The organism is Acinetobacter ihumii (genome assembly GCF_900625095.1).
GTDB classification, from domain to species: domain Bacteria; phylum Pseudomonadota; class Gammaproteobacteria; order Pseudomonadales; family Moraxellaceae; genus Acinetobacter; species Acinetobacter ihumii.
Genome location: NZ_LR130760.1, coordinates 2,979,006 through 3,003,906, shown reverse-complemented (window position 1 = coordinate 3,003,906; position 24,901 = coordinate 2,979,006). Strand labels below are relative to the sequence as shown.

The following is a 24,901-nucleotide window of genomic DNA, read 5'->3' as shown; positions in this document are numbered from 1 at the left end:
AAAGCTGATAAACATGAATTTTAACGTATTACTCAGGCTTTGTAAGAACCAAATACATCACTTCGCTTTGAAATGAACCATCCGACTGTATTTGATAATAATTTTTTACCTCATCAGATGCTTTTTGTTGCAAATAACGTAATGTCGCAACCGCTTCTGCTGGTGTTTGCATCCGTTCAACCCAACTGGAAAAATCTAACTGCAAAGTTTGTTTGTCCATCTGCTCAATTTTAAAACCTGCACGTTCAGCAAACGTCATCCATTCGGCTAAAGAATAATTACGAACATGGCTTGGATCACGAATGACTTCCATACTCTGTAAAAAAGTATCCAATATCGGTTGCTGATTTCCCAAAATATCAACAAAAATGACTTTGCCACGCGGTTTAAGCACGCGATAGATTTCATGCATCGCTTGGGAAACATTTTGCCAATGATGCGCTGAATAACGACTTACGACCGCACATAAACTTTGATCGGCAAAATCAAGTTGTTCTGCTGCACCTTGCTGCCCCATAACGTTATTTAATCCGCGCTCCTTCGCCTGTTCAAGCACCAATTGCACCATTTGGGCAGTTAAGTCATAAGCAATCACCTGCCCCACATCAGGTGCAATATGATATGTGACATGTCCGCCACCACAGCCTAAATCTAAAACACGTTTAAACGATTGTCGCTTTAACATCTCACCTATCTTGCCAAATTCTACTCCTTGGGCATGTACAGCACTCTTTAAATAAGCTTTCGCTTTGTCTTGGTATTGTTGCTGATTGACTTCATGTTGCGTGGTCATCAAGATCCTCCCATTTTCATTGTTTTATTTAGCTTAAGTTGATTAATTCAAAAAATAAAATAATCAATTTTTAAATTATTCATAATTTTTAGTTATGTTTTACAATTCGATAAAAATTTTATTGAAAATTCGGACAAAAACGTCCGTAAAATACCCTGATCATATCCAGCTTCATTTTACTATGAGTAAACATATCAAACGCGCAGCCAGAAATCGGGAAGACTTACTCGAAGCTGCGGTTGAAATGTTTAAAATTCATGGAATGAATGTGCCACTACAAATCATTATTGATCATGCAGGTGTAGGTCGTGCAACTTTCTATCGAAATTTTACTGATCGAAAGGCATTGGTTTATGCTTTACTTGAACAAGCTGTATTACATTTAGAACAGACTGCTGAACAATATAATCACTACGATGATGGCTTAATCCGACTCATCAGGAGTCATGTACACAATTTAAATCATCTGTCAGCTCTAATGGAGTATTGGCGGGTACTGGATCGAAATGATGAAATGCTGATTCCTTTGGTACAGCATCATCAACTGATTGTTCAGCCCTTGATTGATCAGGCAATTCAGAAAAAAATTTGTCGTGCTGACTTTAGTTTTGAAGATTATCGCAGTATTGTTTCCATGCTGTCCTCCTCTTTTCGGGGACATAATGAAACAGAAAGAATTCGATTTGCCAATCGTGCAGTCGAGTTAATGCTCCATGGCATATATTTAAATGACGAGGTATATCATGGCTGATCATCCTCGTTACCTAGAAACCCCTCCTGACTGGACCGATGATGAACGTCCGGTTTTACCAGGTTCACCGCCATCCATTCAACATCCGTCGCATAAACGTTATCTGTATTTTATTATCGGCACCTTTATCGCACTGACCGCAGGACTCAGTAATGGCTTTATTACAGCCAATTTACCGCAGTTGCAGGGTGAATATGGTTTAACGCCCATTGAAAGCGCGTGGCTACCTGCGGCATACGTCATGGCGAATGTCAGCTCGAATTTAATCTTGTTCAAAGCACGTCAACAGTATGGTTTACGTCTCTTTACCGAAATTGGTTTGTTGGCGTTTATTGGGGTCATGATCCTGCATATTTTTGTACAAAATTATCCTATGGCAATTTTTGTACGTTTTATTAGCGGGATGGTGGCTGCGCCGTTAAGTTCTTTAGGCATGTATTACATTATGCAGGGCTTTACTAAAGAGCATCGTTTAAGAGGCTTATATATCGGTTTTGGTTTTGGTCAACTTGGTGTCCCATTGGCATGGATCATTTCACCTGCGTTGGTCACGGTCAATGACTGGACTGTACTTTATACCTTTGAGCTGGGTTTGGCGGTGTGTTGCTATGCCATGGTGGTTTCTTTGAAATTACCACGCAGTTTACGTATTGCCGTTTTTGAACGTGAGGATATTTTTACCTTTTTATTGCTTGCTCCGGGCTTTGCTTGTATCTGTGCGGTGTTAACGCAAGGTCCTTTGCTATGGTGGTTTGATTCTCCATGGCTGGCTTATGTATTAATCATAGGTTTTGTGCTGCTCATGTTTGGTTTTATGTATGAACATCATCGCAGCAACCCCCTGATTATGACCCGCTGGTTAGGTACTTTTGCGGTTCTTCGTTTTGTGTTCGGTGCTTTGTGTCTGCGTTTTTTATTGTCAGAACAAAGCTATGCCGCAGTGAACTTTCTGAAAACCATGGGCATGGGACCAGACCAGTTTGTCGGTCTTTATAGCGTGATCTTTTTTGGAATGCTGGCCGGTGTGATCTTTAGTGCGGTGACCTTTTCCAGAGAACGAACCTTATTACATCTGGTTTTAGCTTCTTTTTTAATCTTGGTGGCCAGTAAGCTAGATGCACACTTGACCAGTGACATTCGTCCGCAAAATTTTTATCACAGCCAATTTCTAATTGCCTTTGCCAATGGTTTATTTATTGGACCATTACTCTTGGTTGGCTTTGGACGTGCCTTAAAAGAAAGTCCTGCCCATGTCGTCACTTTTATTGTGCTATTTTCTGCCACACAAAACTTCGGTGGATTAATTGGTTCATCGTTTTATAACACTTACCAAAAACGCCAAACCCAAGTCTATCAAATGGATATTAGCCGTAATCTTGAACCCACTGACCCTCTGGTGGAGCAACGTTTAAAACAGTATCAGGCAAAATTTAGTCCCAACATTAGTGATCCTGTTCAAGACCAATTACAGGCAAGCAAAACTTTATTGCAAACCACAAATCGTGAGGCTCAGGTTCGTGCCTATAACGATGTGATTAACTTTAATAGTATCGTGGCAATTGTGTTATTCCTTTGGGGATTATGCAATATTATCTGGGGAAGGTATCTCACCTATCGGGAGAAACTGAGTGCCTCATCGACATCATCCTGAGTGGAGTGTTTGAGTATAATTTATGAGTGACGAGCAAAAAAATAATCCACAGCATGAACCTGCTTCGAATGACACGAATCAGTCCTCATCTGGCACATCACCTGTTACACCACAACCTGCTCCGCTCAAACCGGTACAGCGCGTCGGTAAATTAATTCCCACCAAAAAATCGACTTTGGCGATAATGTTTGTGGTGTTGTTGATAGGTGTAGGTCTGATTATGTGGGCTTGGCGGATTGGGCCGTTTCATACCGTGATGGAACAAACTGACAATAGTTATGTCAAAGGCAAAACCACAGTGCTTTCCTCACAAATTAATGGCTATATCAAAGACGTATTGGTCAAGGATTTTGACTACGTCAAACAAGGTCAACCTTTAATGCATATTGATGCCACGACTTACGATCAGAAAGTCACACAGGCTGAATCTGCGGTTGAACAGGCCAAAAACAACCTAGCCAACCAGACTCAGACCATTGCCCAACGACAAGCCGATATTGCTGCGGCCCAAGCCAAAGTCGATCAGGCACAGGCGCAATATGATTTGTCCGTGACTCAATTAAATCGTTATCAACAACTTGGTGACAGTGGCGCAGCCTCTAAATCAGAACGTGATAAGGCAGCAGCAGACGTTAAAAATAATCTGGCCTTACTCAAACAAGCCGAAGCCAATGTTCATGTTACGCAGGAAGCATTAAAAACAGCACAGGTTGCACAAACAGGTTTAGAAGCGCAAGTCACCAGTGCTCAGGCACAACTGGATCAGGCAACCACCACCAAAGATTATAGTGTGATTACCGCGCCAATGGATGGACAGTTGGGTGAGGTCAATCCACGTGTCGGGCAATATGTCGCAGCCGGTTCACAGCTCTTGTATTTGATCCCACAACAAACATGGGTGATTGCCAACTTTAAAGAAACCCAGATTGCCAATATGAAAATTGGGCAAACGGCAACCTTTACTGTCGATGCACTGGCTCATCAAAAATTTACAGGTCGAGTCGAACAAATTTCCCCTGCGGCAGGTTCAGAGTTTAGTGTACTCAAAGCAGACAATGCCACAGGTAACTTTACCAAAGTGGTGCAGCGCATTTCTGTACGGATTGCCATTGATCCTGATCAAAAAGGCTTGGAACGCTTACGTCCAGGTATGTCTGTAATTGCTTCGGTTGATACGTCATCCAAAGCGATGGACTAGCTGATCTAGCCTATGTCTATGACGTCTTCATTCAAGCTGCCTGCTATGTTTAACGCTATCGAACAAGCTGTAAAATATCAAACGCTCATCGATCAGCCTGAGATACATCTCGCTTTAAAACGGCTGGATCTGATCCATCCACAGATTTCAGGCAATAAATTTTATAAGCTCAAATACAACCTGCAATATGCAAAACAGCTTGGTTTAGATACTATCATTACCTTTGGCGGTGCATTTTCTAATCATATTGCGGCCACAGCTTATGCTGCTGATTATTTCGGTTTTAAAAGTATTGGCATTATTCGTGGCGAAGAACTTGCACAGCAACGCTTAAATCACACATTGACCACTGCCTCGCAGTTTGGCATGCAGCTTGAATTTATCAGCAGACAGGATTATCGCAATAAAAACCAAGCCGATTTTTTGGTCGAATTGCAACGGCGTTTTCCAAAAGCTTATATTATTCCTGAAGGCGGAACGAATACGCTCGCTATTCAAGGCTGCACAGAAATTTTAACGGATGCAGATCGCCAAAATTATGATGTAATCTGCTGTGCGGTAGGAACTGGAGGAACCCTTACAGGGCTGATTGAAGCCAGTAATTCTCATCAAACTGTCATGGGGTTTTCTGCACTTAAAGGTGATTTTTTAAAACAGGACATTGCCAATCTGACAGAAAAAAGCAATTGGAATATTCGCGATGACTATTGTTTTGGAGGATATGCTAAAACTTCACCTCTATTAATTGAGTTTATTCATGGGTTTGAAGAACAATATCAGATTCCGCTTGAACCGATTTATACAGGAAAAATGCTGTTTGGTATTTTAGATTTAATTAAACACCATTACTTTGCCCCCAATACCCGAATTTTAGCGATTCATAGTGGTGGATTACAGGGCAGACAAAATCTTTTATAATGTCGCGCTTTTATCACGCTGAGTAGATTTATGTCCATGCATTATGATGTCATTGTTCTGGGTGCAGGTGCATCTGGACTGATGCTGGCTGCACATGCTGCATGGCGTGGGCGTAAAGTGCTGGTGGTTGAAAAAGCCAATAAAGTCGGTAAAAAAATTCTGATGTCAGGTGGAGGTAAATGCAACTTTACCAACCTGTATGTCGAGCCTGAAAATTTTATTTCCCATAATCCACATTTTGTCATTTCTGCCTTGTCGCGTTATAGCAACTGGGATTTTATCGGCATGGTTTGTGACTATGGGATTGCTTACGAAGAACGCAAACACGGCCAGCTTTTTACCTTAAATGGTTCAAAAGATATTTTAAATATGCTGCTCGCAGAATGTGAAAAAGCCAAACTAGTCACGCTTAAAACGGACTGTGAATTAAAAACAGTCAAAAAACTGGACAATGCTTTATTTCAGGTCAGCACAACGCAAGGACATTTCAGTTGTGAATCTCTGGTGGTCGCTTCGGGTGGCTTATCCATTCCAACACTCGGTGGTTCAGGTGTAGGTTATGAGATTGCTAAACAATTTGGTCATCCCGTTTTTCCGACCCGCGCAGGACTGGTTCCGTTTACTTTTTCCGATCAATTTAAAGAAGTCACCACTCGCTTGAGTGGCAATGCATTAGATGTCACTCTGTCTAATGATAAACATAGTTTTACCGAAGCACTATTGTTTACCCATCGGGGTTTAAGCGGCCCAAGTTCATTACAACTTTCCAATTATTGGCACGCAGGAGAAAGTTTTCAGATTAACTTTTTCCCAGCACAAGACTTAATCGAATATTTTAAACTCAAAAAACAGCAGCAACCCAAAGTCTTGCTTCGAACCCTAGTTTCAGAGTTCACAGCAAAAAGCATTGTGCTTGAGTTGCAACAACTGATTTGGTCAGATTATGCAGACACTGCGATTGCACAACTGAGCGACACAGTATTGGAGCAAATCGCATCTCAATTACAGAGCTTTGTGGTCAAACCTTCAGGGACAGAAGGCTACCGTACCGCCGAAGTGACGTTGGGTGGTGTTGATACTGCTGAAATTTCATCAAAAACAATGCAAAGTCAGCGTGTTCATGGACTTTATTTTATTGGTGAAGTATTGGATGTAACAGGACACTTAGGCGGTTATAACTTTCAATGGGCATGGTCATCTGCCTATGCGGCGGCACAATATGTATGAAGCACAGCAAAATTAAGGGGCTGCATCGGTTTGCTCAGTTTTAAGTGAAGGCGTTTCTTGTTCAGAGTCTGCTACTGTTTTTTCGCTCTGCTCAGGCTTGGGCTTGGCAAATACAAATTTATAGGCACTCACTAAAAAACCAACAGTTATTCCTGCAATCACAATTGGTGCAATAAAACGATTCGGCTGTTTTTGCATATGTCACTCCACTGTTATTTTTATGACTCACGTATAAAAATGTCTTTCATAAGTGCTTATTATTTATTTCTCACTTGGGAAAAAAATTGAAAGGACTTAACCATGATGAAAGACCTCTATTCTTTTAAAGGTCTAAAAAACGACCACTCTGGATAGAGTGGCCGATCTTTAAGCAAAAATCAAAATTTATTTTGGTTGGTCATCGGGTTTTAGCGTTGCATCATCGTCACCTTCACCTTTAGAACCATATGGATTGTTTAAAGGCTTATGCGCTGGATCAACATCGAAAGTACTCGGTACATTATGATCTGTTGCCACCTCTGATGCTGCCACGGTAGATGACGTGTCTGGAGTTTCAACCACCACACTTGGCGTTGTTGCAGCAAGTGGATTTGGCTGTTTGCCTTCTGCCTTGGCTTTATCAATTAAATCAGTTAAAACGCGTTCAGCAGGCTGACGACCACCTAGACCAAAGGCCAAAGCAAAAGCCACGGCGACTGAACCGAGCGTTAAACCAAACGCCAGATTGACGATTGAATCGGCAATGCCCATTGCGCGCAGACCCATCGCTAGAACCAAGCCCATAATTAAAATACGAACCAAATTTCCTAACCAGCGTGAACTATTATATTCACCGCGCTGTACCACATTGGCTACAATATTGGCTAACCAGAAGCCAATGACCAAAATAACTGCACCCAATAAAATATTGGCACCAAAGGCTATAAAGATCGCAATCAAATGACTAATTTGATCAAAACCAAGACGATTTGCAGCTTCTGCTACAGCAAACAGCATGGTAAAGAACACAATGAGTACACCAACTACATGTGAAACTTTGGTGGTTCCCAAAAAGCGTTGTAAATCGAATTTTGCTGGAACCTCATCAACACCTGTTCCCGCCAAAATATCTTCAACCAGTTTTGCCACAAAGCGAGAAACCACATAAGCAATAGTCAGAATCAAACCAGCCGCGATAATATTCGGAATCGCATACATGATCTCATTCAACATTGCCGTAGCAGGTTGTGAAATCGATTCAATTCCAAGTGCTTCAAATGCGATAATCAATGCCGTAATAAAAATGAGAGCAAAGACCAGCGAACCCAATACTGAAGCAACATTGCTATTTTTAAACAGACCAATTTTCTCAGCTTGAGTCTGTATACCCAGGCTATTGAGCAAACTTTCAACAATGCCGCGTACAATTTTTGCCAAAATATAACCGACAAAAATAATCACACCAGCAATAAAGATATTTGGAAGATAGCCAACGACATCAGCCACCATCGCTTGTACAGGTAAAAGCAGTCCTGAAAGTCCTAAAATCGAAAGCACAATCGGTAGGAATAAAAGCAAAATGAGCCAATATACGATATCGGCAATATTTTCACTCAGTGGTCGAACACCGACTTCTGTACTTAATTTCTCATCAAGCTGGGTTTTTGCCAACCCTTTGCTTAAAACAGCACGCACTAAACGTGCCAAGATCCAACCTACAAAAGCAACCACTGCTGCCGCAATCAGATTTGGAACAAACACCAGAACTTGAGTCACCATGGCACTAAATGGGCCACTGACACTATAAATATTCAGGACATTTAATGACGCAATTAAGGCAATAATTAACACGAACCAGAACACAAATTTGGAGATAATCCCTTCAAAATCTGGGGCTTTACCTGTGGCACTCGATAAATGCCGATTGGTTCCTAATGCAGTGAGAAGTTTTTTTATTCCTGCTGCAATCAACAGTGCTAGAATCCAGCCAATAATAAAAATTGCAATTGCAGCAATAATGGGCTGGAACATATCCCAATAGTACATCAATCCATAATGAGCCTGAGCGGACTCATTGCCAACATAATCATTCATCTTGTCATGCCCTCTTGTTATATTGTTCACTGCTTTAAATTTGATTTTCGAAATTTATTCAGCAGTAAAATAAAGTGTTTATTGAAATACGCTATATTTGTGATGATTTTCACCTTATTTCGTGGCTTTTTTTTATTCAACCTACAATATAAGAACTCCTACAAAAACAGTGCAAAAGATTGCAAAAAAGCCCTTTAGTGTTATTAAAGGGCTTTAAAATTACCAACCATTCACACGATCTTTAAGATTGCTGACTATTGGTGGTTGAATTATTTGGTGTTGCAGGCTCAGCACTCGGATTCGGATGATCTGGTGGTGCATCGCTTGCATCAGGTTTATGATCAGCGACCATATATACAATTAACGCAATCAAAAATATGCCAACTACAATCAAAATGTAAACTGGTAAACGTCTCTTTTTCTCAGTTTCTTCGGGTGTAGAAGTATGTGAATTCGGTTTATTAAAATCATGTGTCATTTTGATCCCCTGTTTTATTGTCCATGTTCTTCATCATAACAAGCACTTATGTAGCATTGTGTGAAAAAGCATAGCGCAATCGTGTTCTTTGTTTCTGCGTTGTATATAAAAATGAGCTATACTATCCCACCCATTTTTTTACTCAGGTCTTTATGTCCTACCGTCAGCAAAGCGTCACTCTGGATTTAGACACTGACGTCACACATGAATGTTCATTACATTACACGCGTGATGAACACCTGATTGGCATCATCAGTTTTAATAAACCAAGCTATAGTCTGAAATGGGGTGATCTGGAATATTTTCGCCGTCGTACTGAAGAGTTTTCAGTCATGCCTTTTCCAGATTGTATTAACGCCATGATTATTGACATTCGCAACGTCAATTCATTTCTGGACAATGAAGTTCCGATTTTACCGTGGCGAATGCTTGAAGAAGAATGTCCTATACGCCTGGTGGTTCCACAACAGCGACTTGAACATTATGCAGGTTTTTTTGAAGCCACGTGGTTAAGTACCGATCTGGAAACCGCAATTCAGGAACTCCGTGAATTTATGGATATGTTCGTACATTAAGTCCTGAAATGTGTGCCGATGCGTTTTAAATCAAACTAGATGATTTGAATAATTCTGTATGGTATAAGCCGCGATTTTTGCACTGCGATAACCCCAGTGCATTACCAATAGTTTTCGACTGCGATATTGCCCTCACCACGACGGTTCATACTTAAACCACGTCGTTTTAGAGCTTCTTTAGTATCTTCAACCATTTCTGGATTACCACAAAGCATGATATGGCTGGTTGCAGGATTGAACGTATATCCCACTGCTTTTTCTAATTCTCCATTTTCAATCAGTACAGGTAATCTGTCATGTAAAGCTGCATTTGGATCACGCGTAATTACCGGTACAAACTTAAACCCAGTATGCCCTTCACCAAAAGTTGCAGCAATTTCCTGTATACGATCGACATAAGCCAATTCAGATGCAGTACGTACACTATAAACCAAATGGATGTGCTGATAATTTTGCCATGTTGCAAAATCCTGCAACATGGAAATAAATGGAGCCAAACCTGTACCTGTTGCCAAAAGCCATAAATCCTGTGGTGAAGGCAATTGATAACGTGCCAAGGTTAAAAAACCGTATGGAATTTTTTCAAGGTAAAGCTCATCACCTATGTTTAAGTGCTGTAAATTCGAGGTAAAGGCACCATTTGGAACAACAATTGAAAAGAATTCCAGCGTGTCATCAAAAGGCGATGACACCACTGAATAAGCGCGCACCACCAAATCATCCCCCACTTTTAAACCAATCCGGGCAAATTGACCTGCTGTAAATTTGAAATGTGCTGGACGGGTCATGCGAAAACTAAATAAATTGGAGGTCCAACGGTGGACAGATAAAACCTTTTCTACGCTAAATTTCTCAATTGACATAATTTCAACATGGCACGACAGGGTATGCTCATGTTAGCATGACAGCAGAAATTATGAATACTTTTCAAGAGTAAGGCTTCATTCATGCGCATGACATTACGTCAGCTGGCTGTCTTTGTGGCAGTCGCTCAAGAGGGAACGGTCACCAAGGCCAGTGATGCGGTTAGATTGACACAAAGTGCTGCCAGTATGGCACTGGCCGATCTTGAAGACGGTTTAGGCGCACCACTATTCGATCGCTTAGGTAAGCGTTTACAACTCAATGATTTAGGTCGTTTTTTACTCCCACAAGCCTTAGAAATATTGGGGCGTTGTGAAGCTTTTGAACAAGCTGCCAAAGGTGAATTGCAAAGTATTGATTTACGTTTGGGCGCGACCCTGACCATTAGTGATTATCTGATTCCCGATTTGATGGCTGATTTTCTTCAGGTTCATCCTCAAGCCCATTTACAGCTTCAGGTCGGTAATACACGTCAGATGATTGAAGCCGTCAACCAATTCCAGCTTGATTTAGCACTGATTGAAGGTTCATGTCATTTACCGCAGTTGCAGTGTATTCACTGGCGTAATGATGAATTGGCAGTATGTTGCTCGCCAGAACATCCCTTAGCCAAACTCAATCGTGCCTTAACCCCGCAGGATTTTTTAAACGTAGAATGGATTTTACGTGAAGAAGGTTCGGGAACACGTGAAGTGTTTGATAATGCGATTTTACAGGATGTACCGGATGCCAATATCCGTCTCACACTTGGGCACAATGAAGCGATCTTGAAAATCGTTGCAGGTGGTTTAGGCATGTCGTGTATTTCTAAACTCGCAATTGAACCACTAATTGAAAAGGGTCAATTGGTGATTTTAGACACGCCTTTCTGGGAACTGACTCGTCCATTACATGTATTGGTACACCGCCAGAAATATCAGGGACCGGGTTTGAAAGCCTTTATGAATTTTTGTGAACATCGTGTTAATTAAACGCTTTAAATTAAGCAATAAAAAAACTCTTCCTAATGGAAGAGTTTTTTTTGCCTATGATTAGAATTTATAGCTTAATGATCCCGTATAACTGGTTGGATCACCGTAAGTATTTGCCCAAGTATTGAGACGATACTTTTCATTGGTAACATTGTCTACATTGAACGTAACACTTAAATCACGATTAATCTGATACTTAGCCATTAAACTAACAAGTGCAAATTGATCTTGTTTATAGGCAATATAATTTATACCTTTAACATTCCCATTATAGAAAGCACTTTGCCAATTTAAACCACCACCAATAGTCAGTTTTTTATCTAATATCGGGAGGTTATACGTGGTAAATAGCTTGTATTGATCTTCTGGGATCGTTGTATTTACTTTTACACCATTCTGTTTTGATTTTGCATGAGTATAACCAGTCTGAATATTCCATCCGTCTAGAATTTCCCCACTTGCTTCTATCTCATAGCCTTTGGTTTTTACCCCATCCATTTCAGCATAATAGTTATCAGTTGGTAAGACGATTCCAACTAAATCAGCAGGAATATTGTTTCCATACTTTGTACCAGCATCTGCTACATTATCCATCTTGGCTTCAAAATATGAAGCGCTCAGATTGAGGCGATTTTCAAAGAATGCCGCTTTAAAACCACCTTCATAGTTATCACCTTCTTGCGGATCCAATAAAGCATAATTGTAGTCACGGTTATTCTGTGGCATAAAAATATTGGTATAACTTGCATAAGCAGTTAACCATGGGGCAATGTCATAAGTAATACCTGCATACGGAGTAACTTTTGCATAAGTACTAAAATGGGTAGGTGTTTTTTTTGTTGCAGTCGTAACTAATGTTTCATAATCATAGTCAGATAAACGAGCACCTGCAATCACATGTAAATGATCAATTGGATTTAAGCGTGTAGCTAAATAATATCCTACCTGCTCATATTTCTTGTTATTCACCCCTACCACTTGAGTCGCCGCGCTAGGTAATGCAACATCACCATTCCACGTTCTCAAATCAACCACATTAGCACTGTTGTAACCTGAGAAATTGTTATTGTTATTTTCAATATGCTGATAACTTGCACCCAGCATCAACTCATGTTCACGACCAAATAACTGATACGGCCCTGATGCAGAAACATCTAAACTATGTTCTTCAGGATTAAAGTTATTTTGTGAGGCAGCTAGAGATGCATAATGTGCTTTATAAGTTGTTGTACCCTTGATGACATCCTGATCAGAATAATTTACAGAGGCGACACCAATCACCCCATACAACGACTTAATTTGCTGTTGCGTATAACTATAGTTTGCCTGCAACTTCCAACGATTTTCAAACTCATGTTTTGCTTGGGCAAATAGATTAACAGTATCAACCCGACTATATGCCCATTTTGCATTTGCATTAAAGCTAGGCGTGTAAGGGTTAATGCTACCATCAATACCATACATATCAATCCCATGCACGCCAAGGCCAGTAACTTTATTACGACTCAGCATACCACCTACAGAAACCGTTGTTTTAGGATCAATATCTGCATCGATAATACCATACAGTGTCGCTGACTGATTATCTCCCCAAGCTTTCCATGAATCGCCCTGACCATACGATGCAACAGCACGACCGCGAATAGAGCCTGAATTATTTAAGCCGCCCTGTACATCAAATTGTGAACGATAAGTATCCCATGAGCCAGTACTTAGTTTAAGCTCTCCAGTTGGGACACTACTATTGGCATGTTTTCTATTAAAATTGACGCTTGCGCTTGGATAACCAGCACCATTGGTCAAACCTGTAGCACCTTTAATAATCGTAACATTTTCAAAAACAGCAGGATCAAAATTACTAAGTGATGATCCATTTTTGCCATCAATCGCTGGTGCTGTCATCACACCATCAACTTGATAATTTACAACTTGTTTACCGCGAGCATAATAAAATACATATTCTCCCCCATTGCCTACTGCACCTTGCGCGCCAAAACGCTGTACATATACACCTGGGGTCTGATTCAATACATCTTCAACTGTTGTTAAGTTTTGATCATCGATTTGTTCTTTTGTAATTACACTGACAGACTGTGGCGTATCCTTAAGCGCCAGCTCCATTTTAGTCGCAGATTTAGATTTCTGGACGGTATACCCTTGCTGATCTTGATCGTCAGCTTTAAGTTTAATGGTCGGTAAAACATTATCGGCATGAACAAAATTGTTGCCTGCCGCCATAAACATCATGATAGAAATTGCACGTGCTAATCTTTTAGGTTGAGTATTCAACATTTTAATTTCCCCTGCATAAAATTAGCGCAATCCTATCGCAAATGTTAACAATTATCACTAACATTACCAATATTGTATCCATAATCATTATTGTATTTTCTTATTTATTTACGGTTAAAAATAACTATTTCCACTCAATCTTAACTAAAATTTTAAGTTTAATTTAATTTTTATAAATTATTGATTTCATAGATTATGCATTTCAAATTATTGCTCAATCTTTTCGTCATAAAAAAGCCACCCTATAGGTGGCTGATTTATCTTATTTTTTAGTCTTTTTGCACACTACCAAAGATTTTATCTCCAGCGTCTCCTAGACCTGGCACAATATAACCTTGTGCATTTAAACCATCATCAATGGATGCAGTATAAATTTGAACTTCAGGATGTAGCTCCTGTACTTTTTGAATGCCTTCTGGAGCAGCCACCAAAATCATGACACGAATATCTTTACACCCACTGGCTTTTAATACATCAATCGCTGCCACCAACGAACTGCCCGTCGCCAACATAGGATCAATAATCATCGCGATACGATTCGCCACATCTGGCACTAATTTTTTATAATAAGTACGCGCCTGTAAAGTTTCTTCATCGCGCTCAAGTCCCAATACGCTTACTTTGGCACTTGGAATTAGGTTAAGTACCCCTTCTAACATCCCAATACCTGCACGTAATATCGGCACAATGGTAATTTTTTTACCCGCGATACGCTGCGTTGTTACTTTGCCAGCCCAACCGTCAATCTCATGATCGACCAGTTGCAAATCTTTAGTTGCTTCATAGGTCAGAAGCATGGTCACTTCCTGAGCAAGTTCACGAAAATTTTTAGTGCTGATATCCGAACGACGCAATAAGCCAAGTTTATGACGAATCAAAGGATGACGGATTTCTTGAATGGGCACGTTAGAACACCTAAGACAACATTAAACTTGACGTATTATAAATAGTTTTACCTACTGATATAAAAAAAACCTCCAAAAATGGAGGTTTTTTTGTTAAAACGCGAACTTAGTGTTGCTGTGATAACACAAAATGCAATGGAGATAAAATCTCGCCTTCAAGTGCCAGCTTAATAATTGGATCAGGATAAATACCAATAATTAGAACCAGTGCAGCCGCAGCCAAGACCATGATTCCACCCACTTTTTGTCCCCAATGCTTATCCGCATCGATACGTGGCACATCAGGTGGTGTCATGTACATGACCACCATCACACGTAAGTAGTAATATAAACCGATACCACTACCCACAATAATCATGGCCGCAAGGAACCAGTGTTGCGTCGTGACCGCAGCCATCACCACAAGGAACTTACCAATAAAGCCCGCAGTCAATGGAATACCAGCCAAAGACAACATCATGACAGTTAATGTTGCCGTTAATACAGGACGACGCCAGAACAAACCACGATAGTCCGCAAGACTTTCTGCTTCATCAACATTGTTATATGGGCTTGACATCAAAGCCACTGCACCAAATGCACCAATAGTCGTTAAAACGTAAGTCACCACATAAACTGTGACACTTCCCAAGCTTGCATAAGTCATGCTAATCAAGGCAATTAACAAATAACCAAAGTGGGCAATCGATGAATAACCCAAAATGCGTTTCAAGTTGACTTGACGTACTGCCAATAAGTTACCGACCAAGATTGATAACACAGCAATGATGGTTAAAATCGTGATCAATGAATCGACCAAGATTGCACCTGAAGTCAACATATAACGCACGAACAAACCAATGGTGGCAACCTTTGCAGCAGTTGCCAAAAAGGTAGCTATCGGAGCTGGGGCACCTGAATATACATCTGGCGTCCATTTGTGAAATGGAGCCAAAGAAAGTTTAAATGCCACAGCAAAAATAATTAAACCTAAGCCCAAAATCACCATTGGTTGGCGAATGGCATTAAATAACGCCTGCACAGAATCATAAAAAGACAATGAACCTGTATACGCATAAATATAAGCCATACCCATCAACAACATGGCAGATGCAGTTGCAGAAAGTACAAGATACTTCACGCCTGCTTCAAGCGAATGGCTACGTTGATACGTATAGGCAAGCAAACCGTACATCGGAATCGACATAAGCTCAAGGCTAATGAAGAACGATGCATAATGTGCACTTGCAACCATCAGCATTGCACCTGATACCGAAATCAGCAGCAATAAATACAGTTCTTCGCGCTTATCCTGATAGTTTTCAATATATGCATGAGACAAGGTACAGCATGCCAATGCAGCAACAATGATAAGTAGCTGATAAATCAGTGTAAACGGATCTATCATAAACATACCCATGACATTGGCAGGAACAAAATGGCCGCCAAACATGGTTAAAAGAATATAAGCCGCAGCAAGGTTTAAGCCAACCACTGAAGCCGTTGCAATTAAATTATGATTACGTTTAATTGCAATGAGGATCATCACGACAACTGCGGTCAACGCCACAATCATCACGGGTGCCAAAGGCATAAGCTGAGAAAAAGACATTGTGAAGTTCATGGCTTATTGGATCTCCACATTACTAAGCTGAGTCACCGTCTGTTGACTAAGATCAACCACAGGTTGTACAGGAGTATAGCTATTGGCTAACCACTGCATGCTTGAGTGTGATATATCAAGGAAGGTTTGTGGATATAGACCTAACCAGACCAAACCAATTAAGCACACCATTAAAATGCCCAACTCACGCAGACTCAAATCTTTAAGTGGCTGAGTGTAATGCTGTTGTTGTTCAGGATTAGGTGTACCAAATAATGCACGGTGGATCAGAATCAGACCATAAAGACCAGCAAATACCAGACTGACCGCAGCAATAATGGTGAACGCAGGATATTTGTTGAATGAACCCATCAAGATCAGGAATTCACCAATAAAGTTACCTAAGCCCGGAATACCAACCAATGCTGCAACAAAGAACATCAGGAAGAAAGGCAAATACTGAAGTTGACCACGTAAACCACCCATCAAACGCAAATCGCGCGTATGCAAACGTTCATACACCTGACCAGACATAATGAACAGTGCCGCAGATGACAAACCATGTGCCAGCATCATGATCATCAGACCTTGATAGGTCAAAATATTGCCTGCATAAATCGCGAGCAATACAAAGCCCATGTGCGAAATAGAGGTATATGCCAACAAACGTTTCATATCTGTTTGTTGATAAGCACACCATGCGCCGTAGAAAATACCAATCAAACCAAAAATAATGGCAATATCCGCGAACTGTGCAGATGCCGCTGGAAAGAATGGAATGACAAAACGAAGCAAGCCATAGGCAGCAGTTTTGATCAGGATACCTGCCAAGTCTACTGAACCCGCGGTCGGTGCCTGAGCATGCGCATCGGGTAACCAGCCATGCAGTGGAAATACAGGTAATTTCACTGCAAAACCAATAAACATACAGATCATAAAGGCATAAGCAACCGCAGGTGCTTGCTGATCAAGTGTATTGGCGACTGCAAGCAAGTAGTTGTAATCAAATCCGATCGAACCTGTCATCATGTAGCCATAGACCACCAGACCCAGAATACCAATCAGCATGATTAAACCTGCAATCTGGGTATAAAGGAAAAACTTGGTAGCCGCATAGACACGTGATTTTCCGTCTGCACCACGGTGACCCCATAGTGCGATCAGGAAGTAGATTGGAACCAGCATCATCTCCCAGAAGAAGAAGAACAAGAACAAATCAACTGCAAGGAAAACCCCGATCACGCCACCCAAAGACCATAAAAGGTTTAGATGGAAGAAACCGACATTTTTCTGGATTTCACCCCATGAACAACCAACTGCCAAAACACCCAGTAGTGCAGTCAGGCCAACCATCAAGAGTGATAAACCATCAATAGCAAGATGGATATTAATCCCTAAAGTCTGAATCCAAGGAAGATTAAACTCTGCTGACCACGTTGGAACTCGAGCACCAAGCTCATAATGAAATTGACCACTTTGCCATAGTGCAAGTGTCAATCCCAAAGTCACGAGCATACCAATTAAGGCAATCCAGCGCGGTAAATGCTGATCGAGCTTGTCGACCAACCAGCAAACAAAACCAGCAATGAAAGGAACTAAAATCAGCGCGGGTAAAATTAAATTGTTTTCCATTTTATTTCCCCACCACCTGAATAACGATAAGGATCATCAACAGCACGACGACACCAAGCGACATACTGGAAGCGTATTCACGCACTAAACCAGTTTGACGTGAACTCGTAAATTTGTTGCCGCCTTTCACTAAGGCAGGCAATACCAGCCACATGCTATCGATTGGATCTCGACCTAAAAGTCTTGCTATAAACAAATAAGGTTTTACAAACACGATGTTATACAAGGCATCAAAACCAAATGCAGTACGACAAATATGCACTAAACCTGAACCCAAACCACTTTGAGCAAAAGATTTAACTGCCGCGTAAGCAAATACAAACAACAAGATTCCTACGATTAAACCCGCAATCGCAATACCGCTTGCCAAATGTTCTGCGTGAGAAACCGCAGCTTCCAAACTTTCTGGAATCACAAAACTTGGAATATTAGCACTGCTTAAAAGCTTCAAAACTGGAGCTTGTAAGAAGTAACCGAAACCTGTCGATAAGAATGCAAGAATAGCCAAAGGTCCCCAGTAAGTCACACCATGAATAGCATGTGCTTCTGTTTTTTCTTCGCCAAAAAATACCACCCAGATTAAACGGAAAGTATAAATAGACGTTAAGAATGCACCTGCAACCCCGACCCAATACAAGGTATTGTAAAGTGGTAAGTTTGCAATCACAGATTGTGCATAAACTGCGCCTAAGATCGCATCTTTAGAGAAGAAGCCAATGGTCACGATTGGAAGCGCAGCAAGTGCACCGCCGCCGATGACAAAACACCAGAATACAAATGGAATCTTTTTACGCAAACCACCCATCTTGAAAATGTTTTGTTCATGATGACACGCTAAAATCACTGCACCAGAAGATAAGAACAATAACGCTTTAAAGAATGCGTGAGCCAACATATGGAACAGACCTGCCTGATAGGCTTCTGCACCCACTGCCATAAACATATAACCCAACTGACTCATCGTTGAGTAAGCCAAAATACGTTTGATATCGGTTTGAACCAATGCTGCAAAACCTGCGACGAGCAAAGTTACAGCACCTGTAATTGAAATGAATTGCATCACTGCTGGCGCCATTTCAATCACGCTATGCATACGACTGGTCAGATAGACACCCGCTGTCACCATCGTTGCAGCGTGGATAAGTGCTGAAACAGGCGTAGGGCCTGCCATCGCATCGGCCAACCATGTTTGTAATGGAATCTGCGCAGATTTACCTGCCGCACCCAAGAACAACATTAAAGCGGTCCAGATTGAAAGCGATGAGCTTTGTGTCATCACTGTCGCCGCATTTTCAACGATATAATGCGTATTTAACGTACCAAACTGTTGATAAAGCAGGAACAATGCAATAAGTAAAAATACGTCACCAACACGTGTCACTGTAAATGCCTTGATCGCAGCCCAGCCATTGTCTGGATTTGAATAATAAAATCCAATCAATAGATATGAGCACAGACCGACGCCTTCCCAACCCAAGAACAATAACGCCAAGTTATCGCCAAGCACCAACACCAACATGCTGGCAACAAACAGGTTGAAATATGAGAAGAAACGCGCATAGCCTTCTTCGCCGCGCATATACCATGAAGCAAAGATATGGATGAGGAAACCCACACCCGTAATCATGCCTGTCATCAGTAATGACAAACCATCGAGATATAGCGTAATACCCGGTGCAAAACCACCGACATTAAACCAAGTCCACAAATGTTGGACAAAAAATGGTTGTCCACTGCTGGTAAATGCAAGTCCGGCAATGAGAGCAAACAATGCAGAGAGTCCAACCGAGCCGACACCAATAATGGCTGCGACATTTTCAGAGAGCTTGTCGCGCCCTACCGCTAATAAAATAAAACCGATCAGCGGAAAAAGAATCGTTAAATATAAAGTACTCATCCGCGCATCTCACTAGCAGCATCCACATCCAGATGGTGGAAGCGATGGTAAAACTGAAGGACAATCGCAAGACCAATACAAGCCTCTGCCGCAGCAAGAGTCAAAATCAGGATAAACATAATCTGACCATCAGGTTGTGCCCATGCACTTCCTGCTAAAACAAATGCCAATGCCGCAGCATTCATCATGATTTCAAGGCTCATCAACATAAAGAGAAGATTGCGTCGCACCATTACACCGTAAAAACCCAGTGCAAAAAGAATGGTTGCAACAATCAAACCATGTTCTAAAGGGATATTGCCCATTGTTATAGTTCCCCTTCTGCACTTGGTTCACGTTTACCTAAGTGGAATGCTGCAACTAATGCTGCAAGCAATAACATCGCGGCAACTTCAACCAATAATAAATAATGAGTAAACAAAGCTTGACCGACTGCTTTTGGACCGATCACTTCACGACCCATGACTTGTCCCGGTACCGTGTAATCACTTGATAACATCCAGACCAAAGTCAAACCGAGCAGAAAGCTCATCAGTGCTGGAACTGCCCATGTTTCAGAGCTCAACCACTTACGTTCTTGTTCCACAGTATGCTGACCTAAATTCAGCATCATCACCACAAAGACGAACAGAACCATAATTGCACCAGCATAAACAATCACTTCAAGCGCACCAGCAAATGGCGCACCCACGATCATGAAGATACCCGCTACTGCAAGTAATGAAACAATCAGACTGAGTAAAGCATGTACAGGATTCGCATTGGTCACCACACGAATCGTAGAGACAATGGCCACGAGAGCCATCAAATAAAATGGCCACATCATGGTAATAAACTCCGTACATCGATAGGTGCACTTTCTTTTTGCGCTTGACCTTTACCTTTACCATCAATTGCCATACCCGCAACACGGTAGAAGTTATAGTCAGGATATTTACCTGGACCAGAAATCAATAGATTTTCTTTTTCATAAACCAAGTCCTGACGCACGTACTCACCTAACTCAAAGTCAGGAGTAAGCTGAATCGCGGTCGTTGGACACGCCTCTTCACACATGCCACAGAAAATACAACGAGAGAAGTTGATACGGAAAAATTCTGGATACCAGCGTCCGTCTTCTTTTTCTGCTTTTTGCAGTGAAATACAGCCGACTGGACAAGCCACTGCACACAAGTTACATGCCACGCAGCGCTCTTCACCGTCTGGATCACGAGTCAGAATAATACGGCCACGATAGCGAGGCGGTACAATTTCCTCTGCTGGGACTTCAGGATAAAGAATTGTGTCTCGTTTACGCGTAATGTGGGTAAATACCATCCACAAGGTACGAACGATTGACCCAACTCCAGCTAGAACTTTATACATTTTGTACTCCCTGCTGTCTTAGGCCTGATTCATCAGAATCACAGCACCAGTCACGAGTAAGTTGACTAACGCCAGCGGCAAACAAATTTTCCAACCAAAATTCATGACTTGGTCATAACGCGGACGCATTAAAGAACCACGAGCCAAAATAAACATCATCATAAAAAACGCTGTTTTAATAATGAACCAGAACACAGGCGGAACAAACGGAATTTCAAGGTTAAATGGCGCAAGCCAACCACCAAAGAATAAGGTCACGATCAAGGCAGAAATCAGTACGATATTCACATATTCTGCAACGAAGAACATGCCCCACTTCATACCACCATATTCAACGTGATAACCTTCAGCCAATTCTTGTTCAGCTTCTGGTTGGTCAAATGGATGACGATGCGTGACCGCAACACCCGCGATCACAAATACCATAAAGCCAATAAACTGCGGAATGATAAACCAAACATCGCGTTGCGCTTCCACAATTTCACGCAGGTTAAATGAACCTGCGATGGCAACAACGCCCATCAGGGAAATACCCAAAAACACTTCATAAGAAATGGTTTGAGCCGCAGAACGTAAACCACCCAGTAACGAGTATTTGTTGTTTGATGACCAACCACCAAACAGCACGGCATAAACTGCAATACCCGCCATTGCCATAAAGAACAATAGACCAATACTCATGTCCGCAACGCCAAGCGTCGGACTGATTGGAATCACCATAAATGACAGTACCGCAGTTGCCATTGCCACTGCTGGTGCCATACGAAAGGTCAATTTATCGGCAAACTTTGGTGTCCAGTCTTCCTTGAACATGATCTTCAGCATATCTGCCACGATCTGAAACATACCGCCTGGCCCTACACGATTAGGACCATAACGGTCTTGCCAGAGTGCCAAAAGACGACGTTCAATAAATGACATTAAAGCTGCAATCACAACCACTACCAGCATAATCACAATCGCTTGAACCACAGCATAAGCAATTGGCCAGTTCTCAGCCCAAAGCGGTGTTTGACGCATAATTTCTTGTTGCATGAATTACACTCCTACCGCGACTGATACAGGTTCAGCCAAAGACACCGTCGGTGCCAAACCAATTGGATAACCGATATAACCCGTTGGTAAATATTCAATCACCTGAACAGGTAAGCTCACTGTGGTTTCACCCGCTTGTAATGAAATACGTTCACCATCTTTGAGATTCAAACGAGTTGCATCTTGTTCACCCAAAGCAAAAGTGGCTTCAGGAATACGAGACTGCATGGCAGGTGTCTTAATGGTAAATTCACCCGATGCAAAAATGTGATGCATTGGAACCAGACGGAAACTTTCAGGATTGACCGTAATCGCTGCTGGTGCAACAAAGCTACGTGCAGGACGTTTTGGTAAACGATCAAATAAACGAATACCTGAGTCGCCACCTTTCAAGTGACCACCGACTTCATCTTGGTATTTATTCCAAGATTGTGGCGAGTTCCAACCCGGTGCCCATGCAAATGGAACCAATGATGATGCTTTTTGTGGACCCACATAACCTTCCATCGAGAAAGTTAAAGCTGAATCGACATCCACAGGTTGTTTTGGTTCATGTACAGAAATTGGTGCACGAAGTGCGGTACGACCTGAATAACGACGCGGTTCACGCGCAATTTTTAAACCATGAACACGGTAGCCTGCATCTGGTGCAACGTCCTGAATCGCTTCAAGCACAGGAACATTTTTCACCACAGATTCAATCACATCATCCAGTAAAGTCCAGTTAATCACTTTACCGTTGAGTCCTGTTTCAATAGCATGTAACCAACGCCATGATTCTTTGATCGCATACTCTGGCTTGTAATAGCTTGGATCATAAACTTGGTAGAAACGTTGCGCACGACCTTCCTGACTCACCACTGTACCATCACCCTCAGCAAAACTTGCCGCTGAAAGCACGATATCGGCCTGTTTCACAGTCTCAGTTTCACTGTGATCCAACACAATTACGGTTTGCGCTTTGGCAAGAGCAGCTTTGACTTGAGGTGCAGGTAAACGACGGAATAAGTCATTTTCCACGATCACGACAGTGTCATAATCTTGTGCAAAGGCTTGTTCTAAGCTTTGACCACCAAACAATGCCAGACCCATTGAGTTCACTTCAGGCACAGTCAGTGTAAGACCAGCATTGCCTAGATTTTGTGCGACTTGCGCAGCCGCTTCCATAATCGCTGGATCTTGTAAGCTTGTACCCGAAATCACCAAAGGTTTTTTCGCAGCTTTTAAGCTGTCAGCAATACTTTGAGCAAAGGCTTTGGCATCATCATCTAGACCATTCAGGGTTTCACCTTTCACAGCTGCCGCAATTGCAAAACCAAGACGCGCGATGTCGTTTGGTGATGCAACTACTTCACCTGTTGCGACATCCGCTAAGCGAGTTTGAGTCGCTGCCAAAATATAAATCGGAGATTTCTCATCCTGACCAATACGTTGTACAGGTTCTGCTAACCAGTCTGGAGTACGACGATCCGCCGCCATTTGTTTGGCTTTATTTTTCGCTGCTTGACGAACGGATAATGCCATACGCGGTGCAGTTTGAGTGAGGTCTTCACCTAAAATCAGTACTGCATCATAGCTTTCGACTTCACGCATATTCGGGTTGTAAACACCCTCGGTTTGCATGATTGAAGCCGCAAGTTCAACCAGATTTTGCTCTTTTTGCGACAGGCCTGTTGAGTAGTTTTCCTGTCCGACTAGCTCACGTAATGCATAGTTCGATTCAAGGCTGGCACGTGGAGAACCGATTCCCAGTACTTTTTTACCTTGAAGTTTTACAATGACTTCATCCAGTGCCTGATCAACTGAAACTGAACTGACCGCTTCACCGACACGGAACTGTGGCTGACGCGGACGATCTGCACGGTTCACATAACCCGTACCAAAGCGACCTTTATCGCAGAGGAAGTACTGATTGACCTCACCGTTAAAACGGTTTTCTACACGGCGCAATTCACCATAACGCTCACCCGGAGAAATGTTACAACCTGAAGAACAGCCCTGACACACGCTTGGTGCATACTGCATATCCCATTTACGGTTATAACGTTCAGAGTGAGTTTTATCGGTAAATACACCTGTTGGACAAACTTCTGTCAGGTTACCTGAAAATTCAGACTCCAAAGTGCCAGACTCTGGACGACCAAAGTACACACGCGATGCATTGGCATAGACACCAAAGTCAGTCCCGCCTGCGTAGTCTTTGTAGTAACGCACACAACGATAACACGCGATACAACGGTTCATTTCATGTGCAATAAATGAACCCAACTCTTGGTTATAGTGCGTACGTTTGGTAAAGCGATAGCGACGACGGTCATGACCTGTCATTACGGTCATATCTTGTAAATGACAGTGACCACCTTCTTCACAAACTGGACAGTCGTGCGGGTGGTTGGTCATTAAAAATTCAACCACTGACTCACGAAAATCAACCGCTTCTTTATCTTCGATTGAAATAAACGTATTGTCAGCCGCGGGTGTCATACATGACATCACTAAACGTCCACGGGTATCGTCAGCATTTGCATACTGAGTCACCGCACATTGACGACATGAACCCACAGAACCTAAGGATGGATGCCAACAAAAATATGGAATGTCGATGCCTAGGGACAAACATGCTTGTAGCAGGTTTTCTGACCCATTGACTTCATATGATTTTCCATCGACATGAATTGTAGCCATAGTCGAATT

The 24,901-nt window shown here is 41.9% G+C and carries 22 protein-coding genes; 7 read left to right on the top strand and 15 right to left on the bottom strand.

Annotated elements, in window-relative coordinates:
• Positions 1–28: 28 nt before the first annotated feature.
• Positions 29–793, bottom strand: a complete 765-nt coding sequence (locus E0D95_RS14110) for a class I SAM-dependent methyltransferase (RefSeq protein ID WP_130804611.1) — start codon at positions 791–793, stop codon at positions 29–31.
• A gap of 181 nt (positions 794–974) precedes the next feature.
• Here E0D95_RS14110 and E0D95_RS14105 point away from each other — a divergent pair, with 181 nt between their 5' ends.
• From E0D95_RS14105 to E0D95_RS14085, 5 genes are read left to right on the top strand one after another with little or no spacing between them, the layout of a single operon-like run.
• The gene (locus E0D95_RS14105) at positions 975–1,544 is read left to right on the top strand and encodes a TetR/AcrR family transcriptional regulator (protein ID WP_130804609.1); all 570 of its coding nucleotides are present in this window, start codon (positions 975–977) and stop codon (positions 1,542–1,544) included.
• On the top strand, positions 1,537–3,195 hold the full coding sequence (locus E0D95_RS14100; RefSeq protein WP_130804607.1) for an MFS transporter: 1,659 nt from the start codon (positions 1,537–1,539) through the stop codon (positions 3,193–3,195). Before E0D95_RS14105 ends, E0D95_RS14100 begins: the two co-directional genes overlap by 8 nt.
• A gap of 22 nt (positions 3,196–3,217) precedes the next feature.
• Complete coding sequence (locus E0D95_RS14095; protein WP_130804605.1) at positions 3,218–4,393, top strand: HlyD family secretion protein; 1,176 nt, start codon at positions 3,218–3,220, stop codon at positions 4,391–4,393.
• Between the two features lie 45 nt (positions 4,394–4,438).
• The gene (locus tag E0D95_RS14090; protein ID WP_130804603.1) at positions 4,439–5,311 is read left to right on the top strand and encodes a 1-aminocyclopropane-1-carboxylate deaminase/D-cysteine desulfhydrase; all 873 of its coding nucleotides are present in this window, start codon (positions 4,439–4,441) and stop codon (positions 5,309–5,311) included.
• A 30-nt stretch (positions 5,312–5,341) separates the two neighbouring features.
• On the top strand, positions 5,342–6,538 hold the full coding sequence (locus tag E0D95_RS14085; protein ID WP_130804601.1) for a BaiN/RdsA family NAD(P)/FAD-dependent oxidoreductase: 1,197 nt from the start codon (positions 5,342–5,344) through the stop codon (positions 6,536–6,538).
• 12 nt (positions 6,539–6,550) lie between these two features.
• Here E0D95_RS14085 and E0D95_RS14080 read toward each other — a convergent pair whose 3' ends face one another.
• The 3 genes from E0D95_RS14080 to E0D95_RS14070 form a co-directional block, all read right to left on the bottom strand.
• Positions 6,551–6,736 carry a hypothetical protein gene (locus E0D95_RS14080; protein WP_130804599.1) on the bottom strand — a complete coding sequence of 62 codons (186 nt, stop codon included), beginning with the start codon at positions 6,734–6,736 and terminating at the stop codon, positions 6,551–6,553.
• A 186-nt stretch (positions 6,737–6,922) separates the two neighbouring features.
• Positions 6,923–8,611 carry a mechanosensitive ion channel gene (locus E0D95_RS14075; RefSeq protein WP_130804597.1) on the bottom strand — a complete coding sequence of 563 codons (1,689 nt, stop codon included), beginning with the start codon at positions 8,609–8,611 and terminating at the stop codon, positions 6,923–6,925.
• A 241-nt stretch (positions 8,612–8,852) separates the two neighbouring features.
• Positions 8,853–9,089 carry a flagellar basal body-associated FliL family protein gene (locus E0D95_RS14070; RefSeq protein ID WP_130804594.1) on the bottom strand — a complete coding sequence of 79 codons (237 nt, stop codon included), beginning with the start codon at positions 9,087–9,089 and terminating at the stop codon, positions 8,853–8,855.
• A 152-nt stretch (positions 9,090–9,241) separates the two neighbouring features.
• On the opposite strand from E0D95_RS14070, the gene E0D95_RS14065 reads away from it, so the two are divergent.
• On the top strand, positions 9,242–9,664 hold the full coding sequence (locus E0D95_RS14065; RefSeq protein ID WP_130804592.1) for a hypothetical protein: 423 nt from the start codon (positions 9,242–9,244) through the stop codon (positions 9,662–9,664).
• A gap of 101 nt (positions 9,665–9,765) precedes the next feature.
• Here the strand turns inward: E0D95_RS14065 and E0D95_RS14060 are convergent, their stop codons facing one another.
• The gene (locus E0D95_RS14060; protein ID WP_130804590.1) at positions 9,766–10,527 is read right to left on the bottom strand and encodes a ferredoxin--NADP reductase; all 762 of its coding nucleotides are present in this window, start codon (positions 10,525–10,527) and stop codon (positions 9,766–9,768) included.
• 84 nt (positions 10,528–10,611) lie between these two features.
• On the opposite strand from E0D95_RS14060, the gene gigC reads away from it, so the two are divergent.
• On the top strand, positions 10,612–11,499 hold the full coding sequence (gene gigC, locus E0D95_RS14055; RefSeq protein ID WP_130804588.1) for a LysR family transcriptional regulator GigC: 888 nt from the start codon (positions 10,612–10,614) through the stop codon (positions 11,497–11,499).
• Between the two features lie 60 nt (positions 11,500–11,559).
• On the opposite strand, the gene E0D95_RS14050 is transcribed toward gigC, so the two are convergent.
• From E0D95_RS14050 to nuoG, 10 genes are all read right to left on the bottom strand, one after another.
• A complete protein-coding gene (locus tag E0D95_RS14050; protein WP_130804586.1) occupies positions 11,560–13,791 on the bottom strand; it encodes a TonB-dependent siderophore receptor in 2,232 nt (743 codons plus the stop codon).
• Positions 13,792–14,060: 269 nt separating this feature from the next.
• Complete coding sequence (upp, locus tag E0D95_RS14045; protein ID WP_130804584.1) at positions 14,061–14,696, bottom strand: uracil phosphoribosyltransferase; 636 nt, start codon at positions 14,694–14,696, stop codon at positions 14,061–14,063.
• Positions 14,697–14,802: 106 nt separating this feature from the next.
• Positions 14,803–16,299, bottom strand: coding sequence for an NADH-quinone oxidoreductase subunit NuoN (gene nuoN, locus E0D95_RS14040; protein WP_130804582.1), 1,497 nt, complete (start codon positions 16,297–16,299; stop codon positions 14,803–14,805).
• 3 nt (positions 16,300–16,302) lie between these two features.
• Positions 16,303–17,910, bottom strand: coding sequence for an NADH-quinone oxidoreductase subunit M (nuoM, locus tag E0D95_RS14035; RefSeq protein WP_130804580.1), 1,608 nt, complete (start codon positions 17,908–17,910; stop codon positions 16,303–16,305).
• Position 17,911: 1 nt separating this feature from the next.
• The gene (gene nuoL / locus E0D95_RS14030; RefSeq protein ID WP_004987385.1) at positions 17,912–19,807 is read right to left on the bottom strand and encodes an NADH-quinone oxidoreductase subunit L; all 1,896 of its coding nucleotides are present in this window, start codon (positions 19,805–19,807) and stop codon (positions 17,912–17,914) included.
• On the bottom strand, positions 19,804–20,112 hold the full coding sequence (gene nuoK / locus E0D95_RS14025) for an NADH-quinone oxidoreductase subunit NuoK (RefSeq protein WP_004987386.1): 309 nt from the start codon (positions 20,110–20,112) through the stop codon (positions 19,804–19,806). The genes nuoL and nuoK overlap by 4 nt, the downstream gene beginning before the upstream one ends.
• A gap of 2 nt (positions 20,113–20,114) precedes the next feature.
• Entirely contained in the window at positions 20,115–20,630 is a 516-nt protein-coding gene (gene nuoJ, locus E0D95_RS14020; protein WP_171063253.1) for an NADH-quinone oxidoreductase subunit J, read from the bottom strand.
• Complete coding sequence (gene nuoI / locus E0D95_RS14015) at positions 20,630–21,172, bottom strand: NADH-quinone oxidoreductase subunit NuoI (protein WP_004987388.1); 543 nt, start codon at positions 21,170–21,172, stop codon at positions 20,630–20,632. The genes nuoJ and nuoI overlap by 1 nt, the downstream gene beginning before the upstream one ends.
• 18 nt (positions 21,173–21,190) lie before the next feature.
• A complete protein-coding gene (gene nuoH / locus E0D95_RS14010) occupies positions 21,191–22,207 on the bottom strand; it encodes an NADH-quinone oxidoreductase subunit NuoH (RefSeq protein WP_004987391.1) in 1,017 nt (338 codons plus the stop codon).
• Positions 22,208–22,210: 3 nt separating this feature from the next.
• The gene (nuoG, locus tag E0D95_RS14005; protein ID WP_004987393.1) at positions 22,211–24,892 is read right to left on the bottom strand and encodes an NADH-quinone oxidoreductase subunit NuoG; all 2,682 of its coding nucleotides are present in this window, start codon (positions 24,890–24,892) and stop codon (positions 22,211–22,213) included.
• Positions 24,893–24,901 lie beyond the last annotated feature (9 nt).

Excerpts from the sequence above, each read along its gene's own strand:
- E0D95_RS14110 (WP_130804611.1), bottom strand. The coding sequence starts at position 793 with ATGACCACGCAACATGAAGTCAATCAGCAACAATACCAAGACAAAGCG.
- E0D95_RS14080 (WP_130804599.1), bottom strand. The coding sequence starts at position 6,736 with ATGCAAAAACAGCCGAATCGTTTTATTGCACCAATTGTGATTGCAGGA.
- nuoJ (WP_171063253.1), bottom strand. The coding sequence starts at position 20,630 with ATGTGGCCATTTTATTTGATGGCTCTCGTGGCCATTGTCTCTACGATT.
- E0D95_RS14060 (WP_130804590.1), bottom strand. The coding sequence starts at position 10,527 with ATGTCAATTGAGAAATTTAGCGTAGAAAAGGTTTTATCTGTCCACCGT.
- E0D95_RS14090 (WP_130804603.1), top strand. The coding sequence starts at position 4,439 with ATGTTTAACGCTATCGAACAAGCTGTAAAATATCAAACGCTCATCGAT.
- gigC (WP_130804588.1), top strand. The coding sequence starts at position 10,612 with ATGCGCATGACATTACGTCAGCTGGCTGTCTTTGTGGCAGTCGCTCAA.
- E0D95_RS14070 (WP_130804594.1), bottom strand. The coding sequence starts at position 9,089 with ATGACACATGATTTTAATAAACCGAATTCACATACTTCTACACCCGAA.
- nuoG (WP_004987393.1), bottom strand. The coding sequence starts at position 24,892 with ATGGCTACAATTCATGTCGATGGAAAATCATATGAAGTCAATGGGTCA.
- E0D95_RS14085 (WP_130804601.1), top strand. The coding sequence starts at position 5,342 with ATGTCCATGCATTATGATGTCATTGTTCTGGGTGCAGGTGCATCTGGA.
- nuoN (WP_130804582.1), bottom strand. The coding sequence starts at position 16,299 with ATGAACTTCACAATGTCTTTTTCTCAGCTTATGCCTTTGGCACCCGTG.
- E0D95_RS14105 (WP_130804609.1), top strand. The coding sequence starts at position 975 with ATGAGTAAACATATCAAACGCGCAGCCAGAAATCGGGAAGACTTACTC.
- nuoL (WP_004987385.1), bottom strand. The coding sequence starts at position 19,807 with ATGAGTACTTTATATTTAACGATTCTTTTTCCGCTGATCGGTTTTATT.
- nuoI (WP_004987388.1), bottom strand. The coding sequence starts at position 21,172 with ATGTATAAAGTTCTAGCTGGAGTTGGGTCAATCGTTCGTACCTTGTGG.
- nuoM (WP_130804580.1), bottom strand. The coding sequence starts at position 17,910 with ATGGAAAACAATTTAATTTTACCCGCGCTGATTTTAGTTCCTTTCATT.
- nuoH (WP_004987391.1), bottom strand. The coding sequence starts at position 22,207 with ATGCAACAAGAAATTATGCGTCAAACACCGCTTTGGGCTGAGAACTGG.
- nuoK (WP_004987386.1), bottom strand. The coding sequence starts at position 20,112 with ATGGGCAATATCCCTTTAGAACATGGTTTGATTGTTGCAACCATTCTT.
- E0D95_RS14075 (WP_130804597.1), bottom strand. The coding sequence starts at position 8,611 with ATGAATGATTATGTTGGCAATGAGTCCGCTCAGGCTCATTATGGATTG.
- E0D95_RS14100 (WP_130804607.1), top strand. The coding sequence starts at position 1,537 with ATGGCTGATCATCCTCGTTACCTAGAAACCCCTCCTGACTGGACCGAT.
- E0D95_RS14050 (WP_130804586.1), bottom strand. The coding sequence starts at position 13,791 with ATGTTGAATACTCAACCTAAAAGATTAGCACGTGCAATTTCTATCATG.
- E0D95_RS14065 (WP_130804592.1), top strand. The coding sequence starts at position 9,242 with ATGTCCTACCGTCAGCAAAGCGTCACTCTGGATTTAGACACTGACGTC.
- E0D95_RS14095 (WP_130804605.1), top strand. The coding sequence starts at position 3,218 with ATGAGTGACGAGCAAAAAAATAATCCACAGCATGAACCTGCTTCGAAT.